Raw genomic sequence first — 16,936 nt, 5'->3', positions numbered from 1 at the left:
CGCGCCTTTTGGACGATATGTAATTGTCGACAATTTACAATCATTGTTGACAATTAACATTCTACATCCTAGCGTTCAAAGGATTGGGACTTGGCAAAAAGCCCGATTTTGCACAATCAGGAGAGTAGACGCGTGAATCCAACTTCCGCCATAACGGCCCAGGCCCTACGTTTCATCGAACGCACGACCTACGAGGACCTGCCGGAAGAGGCGCTTGCCATTGGCCGCCGCTGCATGATCGATACGGTCGGTCTCTATCTCGCCGGCAGTCGCGAAGCATCAGTGAGCATCCTGGTCAAGGATGCGCTTGCGCAAGGTGGGAGTGAAGATGCACCCTTGCCGGGGAACGGCGCGGCGAGAGTGCCCGCCTCGCTCGCAGCCCGCGTTTGGGGAACAGCCGGACACGCGCATGATTGGGATGACACGCAAGTTTCCCACGATCCTGCTCATATATACGGGTTGCTGACCCACCCTTCCGTTCCGCCCCTTACCGCTGCGCTGATTATCGCGAGCGAGAAAGACAACATCGATGGCCGTGACCTGATGCTCGCCTTTCAACTCGGGTTCGAAGTGGAATGCAAGATTGCGGAGTGGATGAAGCCGCGTCACTACCGCCGTGGACATCACACGAGCGGTACAGTCGGCACGTTCGGTGCAGCTGTCGCTGCCTCAAAACTCTTGGGGCTGACGGGCAGCAAGCTTGCCCATGCGCTCGGGCTGGCCGCGAGCTTCGCCGCTGGCATCAGGGTCAATTTCGGCACCATGACGAAGCCGCTTCATGTCGGGCGCGCCTGCGAAAACGGCATCACGGCGGCGCGCCTGGCAGCAGCGGGCTTCGAGGCCGATCCGGCCGCGCTAGACGGACCCTGGGGTTTCTTCTCGGTGATGGGCGAGGGCTTTGACGAGGCAAAGACAACGGACGGGTTCGGTGCTCCCTTGACCATCGTTGAGCCCGGCGTCAGCATCAAGCCATATCCTTCCGGCATTCTGACCCATCAATCCATGGATGCGATGCTGAAGCTGGTTCTGGATCATGACCTGAAGCCGCAAGAGGTGGAGCGTATCCGTTTCTTTGCCGGCAAGAATATCATCGAGCCTATTCGCTATCCTATCGCGAGCAACCATTTGCAGGCCAAATTTTCGATGCCCGCTCTGCTGGCGATGATCGTACTATGCCGCCGCGCCAGTCATCACGAATTCGAGGACGCCTTCGTTGCCGGAGATGCCATGCAGGACCTGCAGGCGCGTACGGAAATCATCAATGACCTTGAAATCGATGCGCAGGGTTATGACAAGATCCGCTCCCGTATCGAGGTGGCTACCAAGGATGGGCGCAACCTAGTTCAATGGGCCGATGAGCGCTACCGCGGCGGCCCATCGAATCCCATCAGCGACGCGGGACTCCACGATAAATTCCGCATGTGCGCCGAGGGTGTCGTGGATGGCGCTCGCCAGGACGAACTTCTGGCATTGGTACAGAATATCGACAAAGGTGCTGACGTCGAGAGATTGATTGCGTTGATCAGTGGCGAACGGGAACTCGCTGCCAGATGAATTGAATAGAGGGAAAACCGTTCTGAAGAAACGGTGCTTGAAAGGGAGAGAGACGATGAACTTGATGAAATCCATCGGCATGGCGGCACTCGGCATTGCCACTGCCGCCATTCTATCTGGCGCATCAGCCATGGCCGATCCGCTGCCATATCCCAATAAAGTCGTGACGCTGGTCACTCACTCAAGCCCTGGCGGCGGCAGCGATGTCTTCCTGCGCGAAATGACGAAGCACCTCGGCAAGTATATCGGCGCCACGTTCATCGTCGAAAACGCGCAGGGTGGCAGTGGCGCGAAGGCAATGGCACGGGTTGCGACAGCACCCGCCGATGGAAGCGTCTTCTATGCGACCACGCCGACCTATATCTACACGTCGTTGATGAGCAAGCCACAGAATACATACAAGGATCTGGACCCGCTTGTGAACATCTTCGCGGACAGCGAGGTGATCTATACACGGACGGATGGACCGTTCAAATCGCTGAAGGACGTCATCGAACACGCAAAGAAGGAGCGTGGCCGCTGGGGCGCTGCAAATCCTGCATCGCTTGAACGTCAAGCTGCCGAGCAATTGAAGCGTGCAGCGGGCGTCACTCCGGCAATTGTTACCCATGAGGGTGGCGGCGACATGATGCTGAATGTTCTCAACGGCACACTCGATATCGGCATTGGCGAGATCCAGGAACTGCGCTCGCAACTCGACGCCGGGACGATCACCTTGCTCGCGACCTTCAATCCGGAGCGGATCGTCGAGAAGCCGGATGTACCAACGGTCAAGGAATCTGGTTTCGACGTCAGTCTCGTCAAGTTCCGCGGCCTCGCAGGCCCCAAAGGCATTCCGGAAACGACGACTGCGATCTGGGACGAGGCCATAAAGAAGCTGCTCGAAGACCCGGACTACAAAAAGGCGTATACAGCGGAAGTTCTGGTGCCCCAATTCATCCCGCACAAGGACTATCCTGCGTTCATCGACAATTTCGGGTCGACAACGGAAGCGTTCCTGAAGTCCACAGGCGCCATCAAATAATGAACGTCAGGGGATCGGCTGCGCAAGCCGGTTCCATCGTCCACACGACCTAGCGTCCCTGTGAGGGCCACCCATGAGCAAAGATCTTATCAGCGGCGTTGTTCTTCTTGCCATCTCCGGGACCTATTATGCCTGGTCCGGCGGAATTGCCGACAGCACCTTGTCGGATGAAGTGGGTGCCACGGGCCTCCCGCATGTGCTTTCCTTCGTCCTCGCCATTCTTGCCGTCCTCTTGATCGTGCGTGCAATCCTCGTCAGCCGGGCCCGAACGGCAATCGCAACAGGTGCTGACGACGGAAGCGACGCAAGCTTGCCACGCGCGATCGGATTTCTACTTCTAGGCGCAGTCTATGTCTTTGTTCTCCCGTTCATCGGCTATGTCGCGGGTACTGCTCTCCTCATCGCCGCCGTAGCGCTTTACGAGGGCGCACCGCGCAACTGGGTGGTCCTGGCGGCGGCTGGCGGCGGCGCGGTTCTCTATTGGGCGCTCTTTGTAAAACTGCTTGGCGTTCATCAGCCCGTCGGCTCGCTGTTCCAAGGGTTATTGTGATGACCACGTTCCAGGACATCATCCATCTGCTCACCGGGACGCCGCTCTTCTTCGTTGCCATTGGCGGGCTGACCTGGGGCATCCTTGGCGGCGCCTTGCCCGGCATATCGGCGTCCATAACCATGGCGCTCGTTCTGCCCTTCACCTACACGATGGATCCAGCCCAGGCGATCGCACTACTGGCCTGCGTGTATATTGGTGCCGAATATGGCGGATCGATTCCGGCCATTCTCATAAGGACGCCCGGGACCAACTCATCGGCTGCCACTGTTATCGACGGCTACGAGATGAATCGCCAGGGTCGCGCCGGCGAGGCGCTCGGTATTTCCTTGATGTCCGGCGTCGTAGGCAGTCTGTTTGGCCTCGCGATGCTGATCCTGCTCACCGAGCCGCTGTCATGGCTGGCGCTCGCATTCACGCCGCCGTCCTATTTCGGCCTCGGAATCCTCGGCCTCAGCGTTATTGCCTCGATGAGCGGAGGGTCGTTGATCAAGGGTCTCGCGTCCGCGACGATTGGCTTGATGATCGCAACTGTCGGTACGGACCCCATCTCGGGCGTCACGCGCTTCACCTTCGATATCCCCGATCTCCTTGGCGGTATCGAGCCCGTCCTCGTCATGGTTGGCCTGTTTGCGCTCACCGAACTGATGAGCCAGTCAGGCTCGACAACCGTGCTGCAACTGAACGAGACGATCAGGATCAAGCTGCCAAGCTGGTCGATGATGAAGAGGCTCAAGCGCTCGCAAACCATCGGTTGTATTCTCGGCCTGTTCGAGGGCCTGACACCGGGCGGCGGCGGATCGATTGCCGCCTTCATGTCCTATAATGAAGCCAAGCGCTGGTCGAAGACACCGGAAACATTCGGCAAGGGGTCGGAGGAAGGCGTGGCCGCACCTGAAGCTGCCAACAATACAGTTGCAAGTACGGCACTGATCCCGCTTCTCAGCTTCGGCATTCCAAGCTCCAATTCAACGGCTGTCCTGCTCGGCGGTCTTCTGATGCATGGGCTTATTCCGGGTCCGCGGCTGTTCGAGCAGAGCGCACAGGTCATCGACAGCATCTATGTCGGCTCATTCATCGCCATCGTCGCGCAAATCGGCGTCGGCATGATTATCCTGCCCGCCTGTATCTGGCTGGTTAACAGACCAAGGGCCTACCGCGCAGGATTTATCTTCGCACTGATCCTGTCGGGCATCTTCACGCTGAACAACAGTCTTTTCGATCTCGGGATCGCGCTCGCACTCGGGCTCGTCGGCTACCTTATGCGGATCGCGGGTTTTCCGGTGCTGCCGATGATCCTCGGCGTCGTACTCGGTCACATGGTGGAATCAAGCTATCGCCGTTCGCTTGTCCTGTCAGGCGGCGATCACATAATCTTCCTGCAGGATCCCATAGCGGTTTTCCTGTTGTCCATCGCTCTCATCTTCGTCGTGTTTTCGCTCACCCGTGAGTTCCGCGACGCTCGCAAGACCAAAATCGAGGAAGCGCATTCATGAATCACGTTCCGATATCGACGCCGGTGGCGGTCAAGCTGGCTGCGTTCGCTGCCGAGGCGGCTCCCTCATCCGCCGTCGCCGCGGTTTGCCGCCGCCTGATCTTCGACATCATCGGTCTTTCCGTAGCGGCGAGACATACGGATTACGTTCAGGCCGCGCTCGCCAGCGCGGTTGATGAAGGTTCGTGCACGGCTCATGGTCATCAACGCGGTCTTGGGCTTTACGACGCGGCGCTGGTCAATGGGACGGCCGCCCATGGCGAGGACTATGATGACACGTTCGAAGGCGGGCCTATCCACGCCGGAGCGGTGATCGTATCCGCTGTTCTTGCCATAGCCGAAAAGCGCGGCCTCGGCGGCAAGGCGGCCATGCGCGGGATTGCAGTCGGTTCCGAACTGATGTGCCGCATGAGCCTCGTGGCACCGCAGGCGACGCATAAGGCAGGGTTTCATCCAACGGCGATATTCGGCGCGCCAGCCGCCGCGGCCGCCGTTGGTGCGGCGCTCGGTCTCGACGCGGCCACCATTGGCAGGGCGCTCGGCATTTCGGGCAGCCTTGCTTCGGGCATTATCGAATATCTGGCCGATGGCAGTTCGACCAAACGCCTGCACGCCGGAGCGGCGGCGCAAGCCGGGCTGCGCGCAGCGCTTCTCGCGGAGGGGGGCTTCACGGGACCCATCACGGTATTTGACGGCTCCCATGGTTTCTACAAGGCCTTTGCGCCGTCTAAAGCGCCGGATTTCACGCCGTTGCTCGATGGCCTGGGCAGTCGCTGGATTCTGGAGACGCTGGCCTTCAAGCCGTACGCCTGCGGGACAATGACACAGCCCTTCATCGACTGCGTGAAGAAGCTGTCGGCCACGGGTGTGAGCGCCGATGACATTGTCTCCATCACGTGCAGGGTAGGGGAGGGAACCGTGCACCGTCTTTGGGAGCCGCTCGCAGAAAAGCACCGGCCACCAAACGGCTATGCTGGGAAATTCTCGACCCCCTTTTGTATGGCGGTGGGTTTTCTCGATGGCGAAGCCGGACTTGGCCAGTTCACCGACGAACGGGTCAAAGACCCGCAAGTGCGGGCGCTCGCGGCGAAGATTTCCTATGAGGTCGATCCAGACGATCCCTATCCCAGGAACTTCACCGGGCACCTCAAGGCGACCATGAGGGATGGAACAGTGCACGAGTTTCAGCAACCCTATATGAGGGGCGGCGCACATGAACCATTGTCCGACACCGAACTCGACGACAAGTTCGAGGCCAACTTGCGTTTCGGCAGGCTTGGCGACAGCGCGATCGCTGCGTTGCGCAATGCGCTTGGACGCATAGCGGAAGGCGGCGATGTCGATTTGTCGGCATCAAGAGCATGAGCGGGGATAACATGAACAAACGGGAACTCAATGGCCGCGTGGCACTTGTAACTGGCGCCTCCCGCAATATTGGACGTGCCATCGCACTGGCGCTGGCCGAAGCAGGGGCCTCGATTGCCGTCGTCGCAAGGGCCGATCGGGCCGCAGCCGAGGCCGTCGCACGCGAAGCCGAGGCGAAAGGCGTCCGCGCAACAGTTATTCTCGGCGACGTCTCGCAGGAAGATGACTCAGCGCGACTTGTCAGCGAGACAGTGGATGTTCTTGGCTGCCTGGATCTCCTCGTGAACAACGCGGCGATACGGCGCGAGGATCCGCTCGAAAGCCTGTCATTCAAGGACTGGCGCGAAGTCTTGAGTGTGACGCTCGATGGAGCGTTTCTGATGAGCCGAGCTGCAATTCCCCATCTGCTCGCCAGCAATGGCGGTTCCATCATCAATATTGGCGGCCTCACTGCCTATACCGGGGCTGTGAACCGCGCGCATGTCATTGCGGCCAAGGCAGGGCTAGATGGACTAACCAAGGCAATGGCGCATGAACTCGGCCCGCGCGGCGTCACCGTCAATCTCGTCTCGCCCGGAATGATCGATACCAACCGCGCACACGCCTCGTCCGCAGGCGAACCAGCGCACCACAATACAACGCGCACGCTTGTCGGCCGGCGCGGCACGCCCGAGGAAGTCGCAGCTGCCGTGCTTTACCTCGCGGGGCCCGTCGCGCGCTTCACAACAGGCCAGACTTTGCACGTGAACGGAGGAGCATTCCTGCCCTGAACGTAAATTCCGAGCCGTCACTATACTATGTGATCGACGACCGAAATGCCGATTGACTAACCCCTTCGGGAGACCCAAGACGAGATGATCGTCCTAACAAGTTAGAATCTTTCAGCCAAGCAACGGATACAGCCCGTGACTGCTCCAGTCCCTGCCCCTTCGCCAGAGGCACCGCACCTTCGTTCTCTGTTCCTCCTGTGTTTCAAGGTTGGCATCCTGAGTTTTGGCGGGGGCCTCAGTGGCTGGCTTTACAGGGAGTTCGTTCTTAGAAAACGCTGGATCGACGAAGAGGATTTTTCGAGCAGCCTTGCGATTTCGCAGATGCTGCCAGGAGCAAACGTGGTCAATCTGGTGATCTGCATGGGCGAGCAATTGCGCGGGCCCGTGGGTGCACTCACATGTGTTCTCGGTTTTCTGGTCGGCCCGTTCTTTGCGGTCGTCGGGCTTTGCCAGCTGTTCGACGCCCTGTCCGGTTATCCCCTGCTGCCGGTGATTTCGGACGGTGTGGCCTTCGCCGCCATGGGCCTTCTGATCATCATGTGTATCCACGGGGTCCGCCGCGCGATGCGATTTCCGCCATCCGTCGTCACGATTGCCGTGACAGCCGTTCTCGTCGGGGTTTTCCGCCTGCCCCTTATTCCCGTCGTCTGTGTCATCGCCCCGGTCAGTGTGGCCTTAGCCTGGCGGAGGATCTGACGTGCGTTTCGATACACTCGTCGCGATCGCCCTGGTGTTCATTCCGTTTTCGCTCACTTCCATAGGCGGGGGCGGGGCCATCGTCGCCGGTATTCAGCATGAAACAGTCAGCGTCCATGCCTGGGTGAACTCGCGAGAATTCCTCGATCTGTTTGCCGTGTCGCGTGCCGCTCCCGGCCCTGGCATGATGTTGGCCACGGTCATCGGCTGGAGGGTTGCCGGATGGCTCGGGGCCCTGGTTGCGACGCTCGCCCTTTTCGTCCCATCATCCGTTTTGTGCTATTCGGTGTTCAAGCTGACCAATAATCATCGCGACAAGAAATGGCATCGCGCCATGCGGGAGGGCCTTGCGCCGGTTGGCATCGGCCTGATCATCGCCGGTGTGTTGTCCCTCTTCAGGCTGGCCGACGGCGGAATTGTCGCGATCCTGATCGCCGGTCTTTCGTGCGCAATCCTGTTCTGGGCACCAAGGTTTCCTGTCTTGGCTGTGCTGGCGCTCGGTGGCCTTACGGCGGTGTTGGCTTCATCATTGGATACCTGGCTGTCAACTCTGTAGCGGGCCGGTCCGCCTCGATTGGACCAGCCGGCTTGCCAGCTTGATCGCATTCTCGAACGCACCGGTATCCGCGACGCCCCTCCCGACAATATCGAATGCCGTACCATGCGCGGGCGTGGTGAAGACCGTATCGAGACCCGCGGTTATTGTGACGCCGCGGTTGAAGCCACGCATCTTCGTCGCGATCTGGCCCTGGTCATGGTACATGGAAAGGACGCCATCATAGTCTCCGGCGAAAGCCTTCAGATAGACAGTATCAGACGGGAAGGGGCCTTCGCAGTTGATGCCCCTGGCCGCCATTGCCTGAACGGCCGGGCGAATGATTTCGATCTCTTCGGTTCCGAACAGGCCGCCTTCGCCGCCATGAGGATTGAGTGCAGCGACGGCCAGCCGCGGGGACTCGATGCCTGCCTTGTGCATCATCGTCGTAGAAAGGACGATCGCCTCCTCGATTGCCGGACGATTGATCTGATCGACCGCCTGCCGGAGTGAAACATGTGACGTCACGCGCGACATCCACTGGTTGTCAAGCACGTTCATCTCGCTGAAATAGCCCTTGTGGCCGAGGAGATGGGCGAACATCTTGTGCTCGTCCGGAAACTTCCAGCCGCCGTCATACATGGCGCGTTTGTTGAGCGGAGCGAAGGAAACCGCATCGACTTCGCCAGCCCTGGCGAAATCTATTGCCCGCGACAATGTCTCGCCGGTTACGCGCCCGGACTCCGCGCTGCCCGTACCGGGGGCATAGAGCGAGGGGTCGGTGTTGCCCAGGTCGACGATAGGGACGGCATTGTCCGACCAGTCGACCGCCACGGGCGATGTATAACGCCTATAGGAAAACGATACGCCCGCCTGTCGCATGCCGAGATCGATCACCCGCGCATCACCGACGACCACGATCCGGGCGGTTCCGGACAGCCGTTGGCCGTGCAATATCCGTGCGGTTTGCTCCGGGCCAATTCCTGTGCAGTCGCCGGGCGTCAGGGCGATGATGGGAAGTTCCGAGTTCATGAAGCCCTCGATTCAATGGCGTTGGTCAGGGACAGCGCTTCCGCGACTGCCCTGCCGCAGGCGGCTGTATTTGCAGTACCGCCGAGATCGCGGGTACGGGATGAAGGATCGGCAAGGATCTTCTCGATTGCTTTTACGATAGCGGCAGCGGCCTGTGCGTGGCCCAGGTGATCCAGCATCATCGCGCCTGCCCATATCTGGCCGATCGGATTGGCGATGCCCTTGCCGGCGATATCGGGCGCCGAGCCATGAACAGGTTCAAAAAGCGAGGGGAAATCGCGCTCCGGATTTATGTTGCCGGAGGGCGCAATGCCGATGGTTCCTGTGCAGGCCGGGCCGAGATCGGAGAGGATGTCGCCAAAGAGATTGGAGGCTACGACCACATCGAAGCGATCGGGGTTGAGCACGAAATGCGCGCAGAGAATATCGATGTGATACTTGTCCCAGCGCACGTCGGCGTAGGACTGTGCCATCTCTTCGACCCGTTCGTCCCAGTAGGGCATCGTGATTGAAATGCCGTTCGATTTGGTAGCCGACGTCAGATGCTTCTTGCCCCGGCTCCGGGCGAGGTCGAACGCGAAACGCAGGATACGGTCCACGCCAACACGGCTCATCACCGTTTCCTGCACGACGATCTCGCGGTCGGTCCCGGGATACATCTTTCCACCGATGGAGGAATATTCACCTTCGGTATTCTCGCGGACGACGAAGAAGTCGATGTCGCCCGGTTTGCGACCGGCCAGTGGTGAGGGAACTCCCGGCATCAGGCGGACAGGACGCAGGTTCACATATTGGTCGAACTCACGCCGGAACTGCAGAAGCGAGCCCCACAGGGAAATATGATCGGGCACTGTCTCCGGCCAACCGACGGCACCAAAGAAGATTGCATCGTGCCCACCGATCTGCGCCTTCCAGTCTTCGGGCATCATGCGGCCGTGCTTCGCGTAATAGTCGCATGAGGCGAAGTCGAAGGTCTCGAACCTCGTATCGATGCCGAATATTTCCGCAGCGGTTTCGAGGACACGCAGCCCTTCCGGGACCACTTCCTTTCCGATGCCGTCGCCGGCAATCACCGCGATCTTGAGACTGTTGGCTGGCATATTGTTTCCTCCTATTCGTTGGCGCCGAGGATGGCCGCACAGACTGCTTGCGTGACCATTTCAGTCGTCGCATTGCCGCGAAGGTCCGGCGTGTGCAGCGCCGGGTCAGCGGTGACCCGTTCGATGGCGCGCATGAGACGTGCCGCGGCAGAAGCTTCTCCGAGGTGTTCCAGCATCATCACGGCCGACCAGAATGTTCCAACCGGATTTGCAATGCCCTTGCCGGTGATATCGAAGGCCGAGCCATGAATAGGCTCGAACATCGAAGGAAAACGTCCTTCAGGATTGAGGTTCGCCGTCGGCGCGATGCCGATCGATCCCGCAAGTGCGGCGGCGAGGTCGGAGAGAATATCGGCATGGAGATTAGTGGCAACGATTGTATCGAGCGACCCAGGATTGAGTGTCATGCGCACTGTCATCGCGTCGACCAGCATCTTGTCCCAGATGACATCCGGGAAATCGTTAGCCACTTCGCGGGCAATTTCGTCCCATAGAACCATACCATGGCGTTGTGCGTTCGATTTGGTGACGACGGTCAGGAGTTTGCGCGGCCGCGATTGCGCCAGCTGGAATGCGAAACGCATGATGCGGCTGACGCCAGCACGCGTGAAAATGGACACTTCCGTCGCCACTTCTTCTGGCAGGCCCCGGTGAGAGCGGCCACCCTGGCCGGCATATTCCCCCTCGGAATTCTCGCGGACGATAACCCAATCGAGATCTCGGGCAGTAACACCGCGCAAGGGGCTTTCGATTCCAGGCAGGATACGCGTCGGCCGGACATTGGCATATTGATCGAAAGGCTGGCAGATGGCGAGGCGCAGGCCCCATAGTGTCAGATGATCGGGAACGTCTGGTGCGCCCACTGCACCGAAATAGATTGCGTCGAAGGCTTTCAGTTCATCAATCCCGCCCTCGGGCATCAAAACGCCATGGGCCTTGTAATAGTCGGATCCCCAGGGGAAATCCGCGACGTCGAGTTTGAAATTACCGTCTCGGCTGGAGCAAGCCTCCAGAACGCGAAGCCCGGCGGCAACCACCTCCTTGCCGATACCATCGCCAGGTATGGCTGCAATTTTGTACGTCTTCATGGGTTGGCTCCTTCGAGAAGGCTGAGGCAGTACCGCGTCACCCTATTCGGATGCCGATTTTTTTGACGATTGTCAATTATAAATTGTTGACAATTTACAGAAATGGGCATGACGTGATCGCAATCATATTCCTGCACGATTGATAACGACTGAAAAGGAGAAATACGATGTCGCTGGCCAAGACGTTATCCGAGATGCCCGCATTCTTCGAGGAGAAAGGAAAATTGATGCATGGCTTCCGCTATGAGCGGATACGCACGGCGGGCGCCGAGATCAACGTAGCCGTGGGAGGCGAGGGGCCTCCGCTTCTCCTCTTGCACGGCAACCCGCTGACGCATGTCAGCTGGCATAGGATTGCACCTGCGCTGGCCCGGAGTTTTACTATTGTCGCTCCCGATCTTCGCGGCTATGGCGACAGTTCGAAGCCGGATGGAGGAGAAGATCATGCCGGCTATTCCTTTCGGGCGATGGCGCAGGATAACGCCGAGGTCATGTCAGCTCTCGGTTTTGAAAAATTTCAGGTGGCCGGACATGATCGCGGCGCGCGTGCGGCTTTCCGCATGGCCCTCGATTTTCCCGATCGTGTCGAGAGGTTGGCTTCGCTCGATATCGTTCCGACACATCATGCACTTACCAACGTTACTCTCGGCTGGGGGCTCGAGGCCTATCATTGGTTTTTCATGGCGCAGAAGGCGCCATTCCCGGAAAAGCTTCTGACGGCCGACCTTGACTACTACATCGACTACAAACTCAACAAGAAAGGCGTTGGCCTGGAGATATTCAGCCCGGAAGCAATGGCCGAATACAAGCGCTGCACCACGCCTGAGCAGATCCACGCGGTATGTGAAGATTATCGCGCAACCGTCAGCGTCGATCTCGCCATGGATACGGCCGATTTCGGCAAGCGCACGATCGGCTGTCCCGTGCTGGTGCTGTGGGGATCCAACAGCCATTGCGGCCGTCACTTCGCCCCACTCGAGGCGTGGAAGCCCTGGGCTCCCGACATGCGAGGCTGGGCCATGCCGACCGGCCACTACCCGGCCGAGCAACGTCCCGATCTTGTTTATCATGCGTTTTGGAAGTTCTTCAACGGCCAGGAGCCGGAAGAGATAAAGGCTTAGCTCAAAGACTGCCTTTTACAAATACTAGACTTGGCGAACTAACCCAGCGCCGCGATGATCCCGCGTGTCATCCCGGCAGTGTCCGCGGTTCCCCTTATATCGCGGGTGCGGGTCTCGGGACTTGCGAGCGCAGAGGCGATTGCCCTCTCCATGAGGGCGGCCGCTTCTATGGCTTGCGCAATCTTGCGGTTGTGGCCGAGCCACTCGATCATCATTCGCGCCGATTCGATCATTGCAAACGGGTTGGCTATGCCCTTGCCGGCAATATCCGGCGCGGAGCCGTGCGTTGCCTGCGCCATCGCCAGATTGCCCTCGCCGATGCACAAGCCCGGCGCCATGCCAAGCCCGCCGACAAGCCCTGCCGCTTCATCGGTCAATATATCGCCGAACATGTTGGTGGTGACGATGACGTCGAAGCTCTGCGGATCCCGGATGAGACGCATCGCCATCGTATCGACGATCACTTCGTTGACAGTGACATCGGGAAATTCCTTGGCGACCCGATAGCACTCTTCGACAAACATGCCGCAACCGAGCTTGAAGACCGTGTTCTTGTGGACGAGCGTCAGGCGCTTCTTGCGCTGCTGTGCGATCTCGAAGGCGGCCCGCGCCACGCGTGACGAGCCAACCCGCGTGATGACGCGGACCGAGATCGTCACGTCTTCGGTCGGCCGGAATTCACCTGAACCCGCAACGACGTTTCGGTCGGGCTGGAACCCTTCATTGTTCTCGCGCACGATGACGAGATCGATGCCCTCGTGAATCGCGCCAAGACCGGGAAAGGACTTGGTGGGACGGACATTGGCGAAGAGGTTGAAGCCCTTGCGCATGATCGGATGCGGATTGATGGCGCCGGGAACTTTCGGGTATGCCTGATGTCCGATCGGACCAAGAATGAACCCGTCCATGCTGGAAAGCGTCTCCATCGTGCCTTCGGGAAATGTCGAACCATGGGTATCGAGCGCGGTGCGGCCGATGGGCATTGGCCGCCAATCGATCTGCAGTCCTGTCCTGGCAGCGGCAGCGCGCGTCACTTCGACAGCAGCCGGCACGATTTCGTGGCCGATGTCGTCGCCGTTCAAAATCCCGATCACGAGATGGCTGGTCATGAAAACGGTCCTTTCAATCAGAGGTGGCGTCGAGACGACGCGAAAAGGTTTCAAAGATGCGGAGTGTGAAGAGGATGGTCGTCATGACGACAGCAATCCGTGTAATCTGGAACGCGGTCACGGTGGTCGCATCGAGATGCATGGCCGTTGCGGTGAGAGCCATTTCCGTTACGCCCGCCGGTGCAACGGCAAGCAGGCTCGTGACGAAGGAAAGACCGGTCGCCGCCGAGAGAGCCCAGGCTATTCCGACAGCGACGATCAGCAGAAAGGCGGTGGTCATCAGGGCCGAGGAACTGACGCGCCACAATCTGCCGAGAAGCGACCGCCGAAAGCGGCAGCCAAGCCAGACGCCGATGACAACCTGCGCGATCGTCAGGACGATCGACGGGACCGCAAACGGACCGAAGCCAAAGCCGGAAACGAGTGCACCTATCGCCGCCGGAACAAGCAGCCAGGTGTTCGGAAGTTTCAACCCCCGAATGAGAAATCCCGCTGACGCGCCTGCAGCGAAAAGGGCGATGAGCGGCAATGCCTCGCCGCGAAACGGTATCGGCGGAATGTTGATGCCCCCATCCTGTGCAAAGATCGTCACGAGAAAGGGAACGGTCGTCACGATGGTGGTTACGCGTATCAGATGGACCACGGCGACTATGTCGCTGTCGGCGCCCTTCTGGTGTGCGACAACGGCCATCTCGGCAAGACCGGCGGCTGCGGTAGCGAAGAAAGCGGTCTTGCGATCTGTACCGGCAAGCTTTCGCAGGATCAGCGCGGCGATCATCGTCGCAACGACCATCAAGACCGTTGCAACCAGCATGAACGGGAGCAGTTTCGCGATCGCGACAACGACGGCGGGAACAAAGCGCAGACCGATTGCCAGCCCTACTGCCACCTGACCAAGTTCACGGCCATAGGGCAAGGCAGCAAGCGGTGCGCCAAGGATTGCGGCACTGCCGCAAGCCAGAAGCGGACCGAGTAGATAGGGGAGCGGCATCGAGATGCTTTTAGCGATCAAAGCGCCCGCGATGCCGATCAGAAACGCCAGACCAATCCTCGCGAGGGTGCGGTCGAAGACCCGCGGACCGCCACCCCATGTTCCCGAGTCTGGCATGGTGATTTTCGTCAGGCGACCGAGATGAGACGCGCCGACAGATCGTCCAGGCTGCGGAGGTTTTCCAGGCCCCGCACCAGTTCGACGATTTCATCGGCTTTGACGCGCGACATTCCTGCGAATTCCGCGTTCTCGCGGAACTTGCCTGCCACCTCCTCATAGCTCATTGGAAAGGCCGGACTGCCCTTGCCAAAATCTGCACGCCCGGAAATCTTTCGGCCATCCTTGAGTTCGATATCGATGAGGGTTGTCATGAGGTGATAGCCAGCAGCCTCGGCCTCATCGTCTATGACGAAGTCGACCTTCTCGATCATGGCCTTGACGTCCTCGCGTTCGACCGTCGCATCGGTAAACTCGTTGAGACCGGCGCGACCCTCGATCAGCAATATCGCCATGCAGAATTCCATCGAGAATTTGGCCTGGAGCTCATCCTTGGGGCGATGATGGATCAGAGCATTCGGCATGTTGGAATTGGTGCCGACGCGGACGTGACTTACATCCTCGGCGCGAATGCCATGCTCTTTGATCAGCCGCAGCATTTCGGTCATACCGGGATGAGTGAGGGAGCCCGACGGATGCGGCTTGATGGAGACACCTGGATTGGCGAAAGTCCATGGCGCGCCAAGCTTGTCGAGGATCGCAGTCTGGTCGTAACCGCCACCGGCCGCGGCAAAGAAGCCGCGCGGAGCTTCCAATATCCTTGGCGTTGCGGTCCAGCCGTATGATGCGAACTGTGCCGCCGCAACGCCACTTTCCGACGAGCGACCCGCATGGAATGGCTTGGTCATGGTGCCGAAATTCTCTCGCAGGCCCGCAGACTGGCTGCCGGCAATCGACAGCGCACGCTGTGTGGTCGCGACATCGAAGCCCATGAGCCTTGCGCTCGCGGCTGCGGCGGCGAACGTCCCGCAGGTTGCAGTCGCGTGGAAGCCAGTCTGGTAATGGCGCGGGGCAATGGCTTCAGCGATCTTGCACTCGACCTCTACGCCCAGATGATATGCCAGCATGAAATCCGTGCCGGAAGACTTTACCAACTCGCCGATCGCAAAGGCTGCCGGCAGGGCTGGTGCGGTCGGATGCGTGAGCAGGCCATAAACGCGGTCCTTGGCGACAGCCAATTGCGTGTCATCATAGTCGTCTGCATGGATGCCGACACCGTTGGCGAAGGCTGCAAAGCGAGGTGCTACCTTGCGGCCACCGCCGATGACGGTCGCAGCGCCGTCGGCCAGACCGAGATCATCCAGATGCTGGCGCACCAGTTCGCCGCTCTTGGCCACAGAACCGGAAAGCGCAAGTCCAAAGCCATCGAGTATCGATTTCTTGCCGAGTTCGACCACTTCCGCCGAGAGATCCGAAAGTTTCGTTTCAACCACGAATTCGGCGACGTATTTTGTCAGCTCGATGTCGATTGCCCTGTTCTGGTTCATGCCAAATCCTCTTGTGTCACATCTGTCTTGAACAATTCTCAAGTCGACTGTGCTAGGAGGATTGTTAATTGTCAACAGTTTTGTGTTGGCAAAAGAGACCTGACGTGAAGCAAATCACATCGGGCCGACTAGATGTCGCTGGCGGACTTTTCCACGCCGCGCTGTTTGCGGGTCGTCGTCTTTTCCAATGTTTCGGCTGCTATGGCCGGCTGGCCGGCCTGACGCGTGCGTACGATGCCGTTGAGAATATGGGCACGTGCAGCGATGAGGCTGCGAACGGGATCGCGCGCCTCGAGAGCATCGACGATCGCGCGATGTTCTTCGTTGGAAATATGCAGGACGTCGTGGCTCGAAAGGGCGCGATATCGTTGAATGTGCAACTCGCGCACAAAGCTCTGATATATGAGCTCAAGTCGTTTATTGCCAGCCATATGCGTGATCTGCTTGTGGAATTCGAGATTGACCGGGTAGTAAATGTGGACGTCACCCAATGCGACAATCTCGTCCATGCGTTGTAACAGAGCGCGGAGGATGGCGATCTGGGCATCGGTCACCCGCTCCGCCAGCATCATTGCCATGCACCCGAATACTCCCGCGCGAGCTTCGGAAAGATCCTGGGCTTCGTCATTGGTCAGTGCCCGGATGAAGAAACCGCGGTTCGGAATAATCTCGATGAGACCCATTGCCGCCAGGGCGCTGCAAGCCTCGCGGATGGGTCCGCGGCTCACGCCCAGCCTCTGCGATAGACCGTTTTCGTTCACGCGTTCATTCGGCTTGAGTTCGCCGTCAATGATCATGCGCTCGATCTCCGCCTGCACAACATTAGCGAGCGAGCGGGTCCGGAGAAAGTCGATCGCGGACAGGTTATGCGGGGCGTTCGTTATGTCTGACATGCGCAAGCCATTTTGACAGTTCCAATACGTGGAGCTCGACCTTGCGGGCATTGCTCCTCCAGCCCTCGT

16 protein-coding genes are annotated in these 16,936 nt (G+C 59.2%); 9 read left to right on the top strand and 7 right to left on the bottom strand.

Going from position 1 to position 16,936, the window contains the following annotated elements:
• Nucleotides 1-132: 132 nt before the first annotated feature.
• The 8 genes from CU100_RS22350 (at nt 133) to CU100_RS22315 (ending at nt 8,010) form a co-directional block, all read left to right on the top strand.
• Nucleotides 133-1,554, top strand: coding sequence for an MmgE/PrpD family protein (locus CU100_RS22350; RefSeq protein ID WP_106718840.1), 1,422 nt, complete (start codon nt 133-135; stop codon nt 1,552-1,554).
• 55 nt (nt 1,555-1,609) lie between these two features.
• Nucleotides 1,610-2,578 (top strand): tripartite tricarboxylate transporter substrate binding protein, encoded by a 969-nt coding sequence (locus CU100_RS22345; RefSeq protein ID WP_106718839.1) that lies wholly within the window; start codon nt 1,610-1,612, stop codon nt 2,576-2,578.
• 73 nt (nt 2,579-2,651) lie between these two features.
• Nucleotides 2,652-3,128, top strand: a complete 477-nt coding sequence (locus CU100_RS22340; RefSeq protein WP_106718838.1) for a tripartite tricarboxylate transporter TctB family protein — start codon at nt 2,652-2,654, stop codon at nt 3,126-3,128.
• Entirely contained in the window at nt 3,128-4,624 is a 1,497-nt protein-coding gene (locus tag CU100_RS22335; protein ID WP_106718837.1) for a tripartite tricarboxylate transporter permease, read from the top strand. Before CU100_RS22340 ends, CU100_RS22335 begins: the two co-directional genes overlap by 1 nt.
• Nucleotides 4,621-5,988 (top strand): MmgE/PrpD family protein, encoded by a 1,368-nt coding sequence (locus CU100_RS22330; RefSeq protein ID WP_106718836.1) that lies wholly within the window; start codon nt 4,621-4,623, stop codon nt 5,986-5,988. Before CU100_RS22335 ends, CU100_RS22330 begins: the two co-directional genes overlap by 4 nt.
• Before the next feature lie 11 nt (nt 5,989-5,999).
• Nucleotides 6,000-6,758, top strand: a complete 759-nt coding sequence (fabG, locus tag CU100_RS22325) for a 3-oxoacyl-ACP reductase FabG (protein WP_210204113.1) — start codon at nt 6,000-6,002, stop codon at nt 6,756-6,758.
• Between the two features lie 135 nt (nt 6,759-6,893).
• Complete coding sequence (locus CU100_RS22320; protein WP_170113933.1) at nt 6,894-7,454, top strand: chromate transporter; 561 nt, start codon at nt 6,894-6,896, stop codon at nt 7,452-7,454.
• 1 nt (nt 7,455) lies between these two features.
• Nucleotides 7,456-8,010, top strand: a complete 555-nt coding sequence (locus tag CU100_RS22315; RefSeq protein WP_106718833.1) for a chromate transporter — start codon at nt 7,456-7,458, stop codon at nt 8,008-8,010.
• Here CU100_RS22315 and CU100_RS22310 read toward each other — a convergent pair.
• The 3 genes from CU100_RS22310 to CU100_RS22300 are packed head-to-tail and all read right to left on the bottom strand — an operon-like array spanning nt 7,999 to nt 11,209.
• A complete protein-coding gene (locus CU100_RS22310; RefSeq protein ID WP_106718832.1) occupies nt 7,999-9,021 on the bottom strand; it encodes a PdxA family dehydrogenase in 1,023 nt (340 codons plus the stop codon). The two genes, CU100_RS22315 and CU100_RS22310, sit on opposite strands and share 12 nt — an antisense overlap.
• Nucleotides 9,018-10,121: a tartrate dehydrogenase gene (locus CU100_RS22305; RefSeq protein WP_106718831.1), complete on the bottom strand. Its 1,104-nt coding sequence runs from the start codon at nt 10,119-10,121 to the stop codon at nt 9,018-9,020. The genes CU100_RS22310 and CU100_RS22305 overlap by 4 nt, the downstream gene beginning before the upstream one ends.
• A gap of 11 nt (nt 10,122-10,132) precedes the next feature.
• Nucleotides 10,133-11,209, bottom strand: a complete 1,077-nt coding sequence (locus CU100_RS22300; RefSeq protein WP_106718830.1) for a tartrate dehydrogenase — start codon at nt 11,207-11,209, stop codon at nt 10,133-10,135.
• Nucleotides 11,210-11,376: 167 nt separating this feature from the next.
• Here CU100_RS22300 and CU100_RS22295 point away from each other — a divergent pair, with 167 nt between their 5' ends.
• Nucleotides 11,377-12,330 (top strand): alpha/beta fold hydrolase, encoded by a 954-nt coding sequence (locus CU100_RS22295; RefSeq protein WP_245419198.1) that lies wholly within the window; start codon nt 11,377-11,379, stop codon nt 12,328-12,330.
• Nucleotides 12,331-12,368: 38 nt separating this feature from the next.
• Here CU100_RS22295 and CU100_RS22290 read toward each other — a convergent pair whose 3' ends face one another.
• The 4 genes from CU100_RS22290 to CU100_RS22275 form a co-directional block, all read right to left on the bottom strand.
• Entirely contained in the window at nt 12,369-13,439 is a 1,071-nt protein-coding gene (locus tag CU100_RS22290; protein ID WP_106718829.1) for an isocitrate/isopropylmalate dehydrogenase family protein, read from the bottom strand.
• A 13-nt stretch (nt 13,440-13,452) separates the two neighbouring features.
• Nucleotides 13,453-14,547, bottom strand: coding sequence for an AbrB family transcriptional regulator (locus CU100_RS22285; protein ID WP_106718828.1), 1,095 nt, complete (start codon nt 14,545-14,547; stop codon nt 13,453-13,455).
• An 11-nt stretch (nt 14,548-14,558) separates the two neighbouring features.
• A complete protein-coding gene (locus CU100_RS22280) occupies nt 14,559-15,974 on the bottom strand; it encodes an MmgE/PrpD family protein (protein ID WP_106718827.1) in 1,416 nt (471 codons plus the stop codon).
• Between the two features lie 128 nt (nt 15,975-16,102).
• Nucleotides 16,103-16,867, bottom strand: a complete 765-nt coding sequence (locus CU100_RS22275; protein WP_170113932.1) for an FCD domain-containing protein — start codon at nt 16,865-16,867, stop codon at nt 16,103-16,105.
• Between the last annotated feature and the right edge of the window lie 69 nt (nt 16,868-16,936).

This window comes from Phyllobacterium endophyticum, assembly GCF_003010935.1.
Classification (GTDB): Bacteria; Pseudomonadota; Alphaproteobacteria; order Rhizobiales; family Rhizobiaceae; genus Phyllobacterium; species Phyllobacterium endophyticum.
Note: the sequence above shows the minus strand (reverse complement) of the source record. Positions and strands in the feature narration are given on the sequence as shown.

Excerpts from the sequence above, each read along its gene's own strand:
- CU100_RS22345 (WP_106718839.1), top strand. The coding sequence starts at position 1,610 with ATGAACTTGATGAAATCCATCGGCATGGCGGCACTCGGCATTGCCACT.
- CU100_RS22340 (WP_106718838.1), top strand. The coding sequence starts at position 2,652 with ATGAGCAAAGATCTTATCAGCGGCGTTGTTCTTCTTGCCATCTCCGGG.
- CU100_RS22335 (WP_106718837.1), top strand. The coding sequence starts at position 3,128 with ATGACCACGTTCCAGGACATCATCCATCTGCTCACCGGGACGCCGCTC.
- CU100_RS22330 (WP_106718836.1), top strand. The coding sequence starts at position 4,621 with ATGAATCACGTTCCGATATCGACGCCGGTGGCGGTCAAGCTGGCTGCG.
- fabG (WP_210204113.1), top strand. The coding sequence starts at position 6,000 with ATGAACAAACGGGAACTCAATGGCCGCGTGGCACTTGTAACTGGCGCC.
- CU100_RS22310 (WP_106718832.1), bottom strand. The coding sequence starts at position 9,021 with ATGAACTCGGAACTTCCCATCATCGCCCTGACGCCCGGCGACTGCACA.
- CU100_RS22305 (WP_106718831.1), bottom strand. The coding sequence starts at position 10,121 with ATGCCAGCCAACAGTCTCAAGATCGCGGTGATTGCCGGCGACGGCATC.
- CU100_RS22300 (WP_106718830.1), bottom strand. The coding sequence starts at position 11,209 with ATGAAGACGTACAAAATTGCAGCCATACCTGGCGATGGTATCGGCAAG.
- CU100_RS22295 (WP_245419198.1), top strand. The coding sequence starts at position 11,377 with ATGTCGCTGGCCAAGACGTTATCCGAGATGCCCGCATTCTTCGAGGAG.
- CU100_RS22290 (WP_106718829.1), bottom strand. The coding sequence starts at position 13,439 with ATGACCAGCCATCTCGTGATCGGGATTTTGAACGGCGACGACATCGGC.
- CU100_RS22285 (WP_106718828.1), bottom strand. The coding sequence starts at position 14,547 with ATGCCAGACTCGGGAACATGGGGTGGCGGTCCGCGGGTCTTCGACCGC.
- CU100_RS22280 (WP_106718827.1), bottom strand. The coding sequence starts at position 15,974 with ATGAACCAGAACAGGGCAATCGACATCGAGCTGACAAAATACGTCGCC.
- CU100_RS22275 (WP_170113932.1), bottom strand. The coding sequence starts at position 16,867 with ATGTCAGACATAACGAACGCCCCGCATAACCTGTCCGCGATCGACTTT.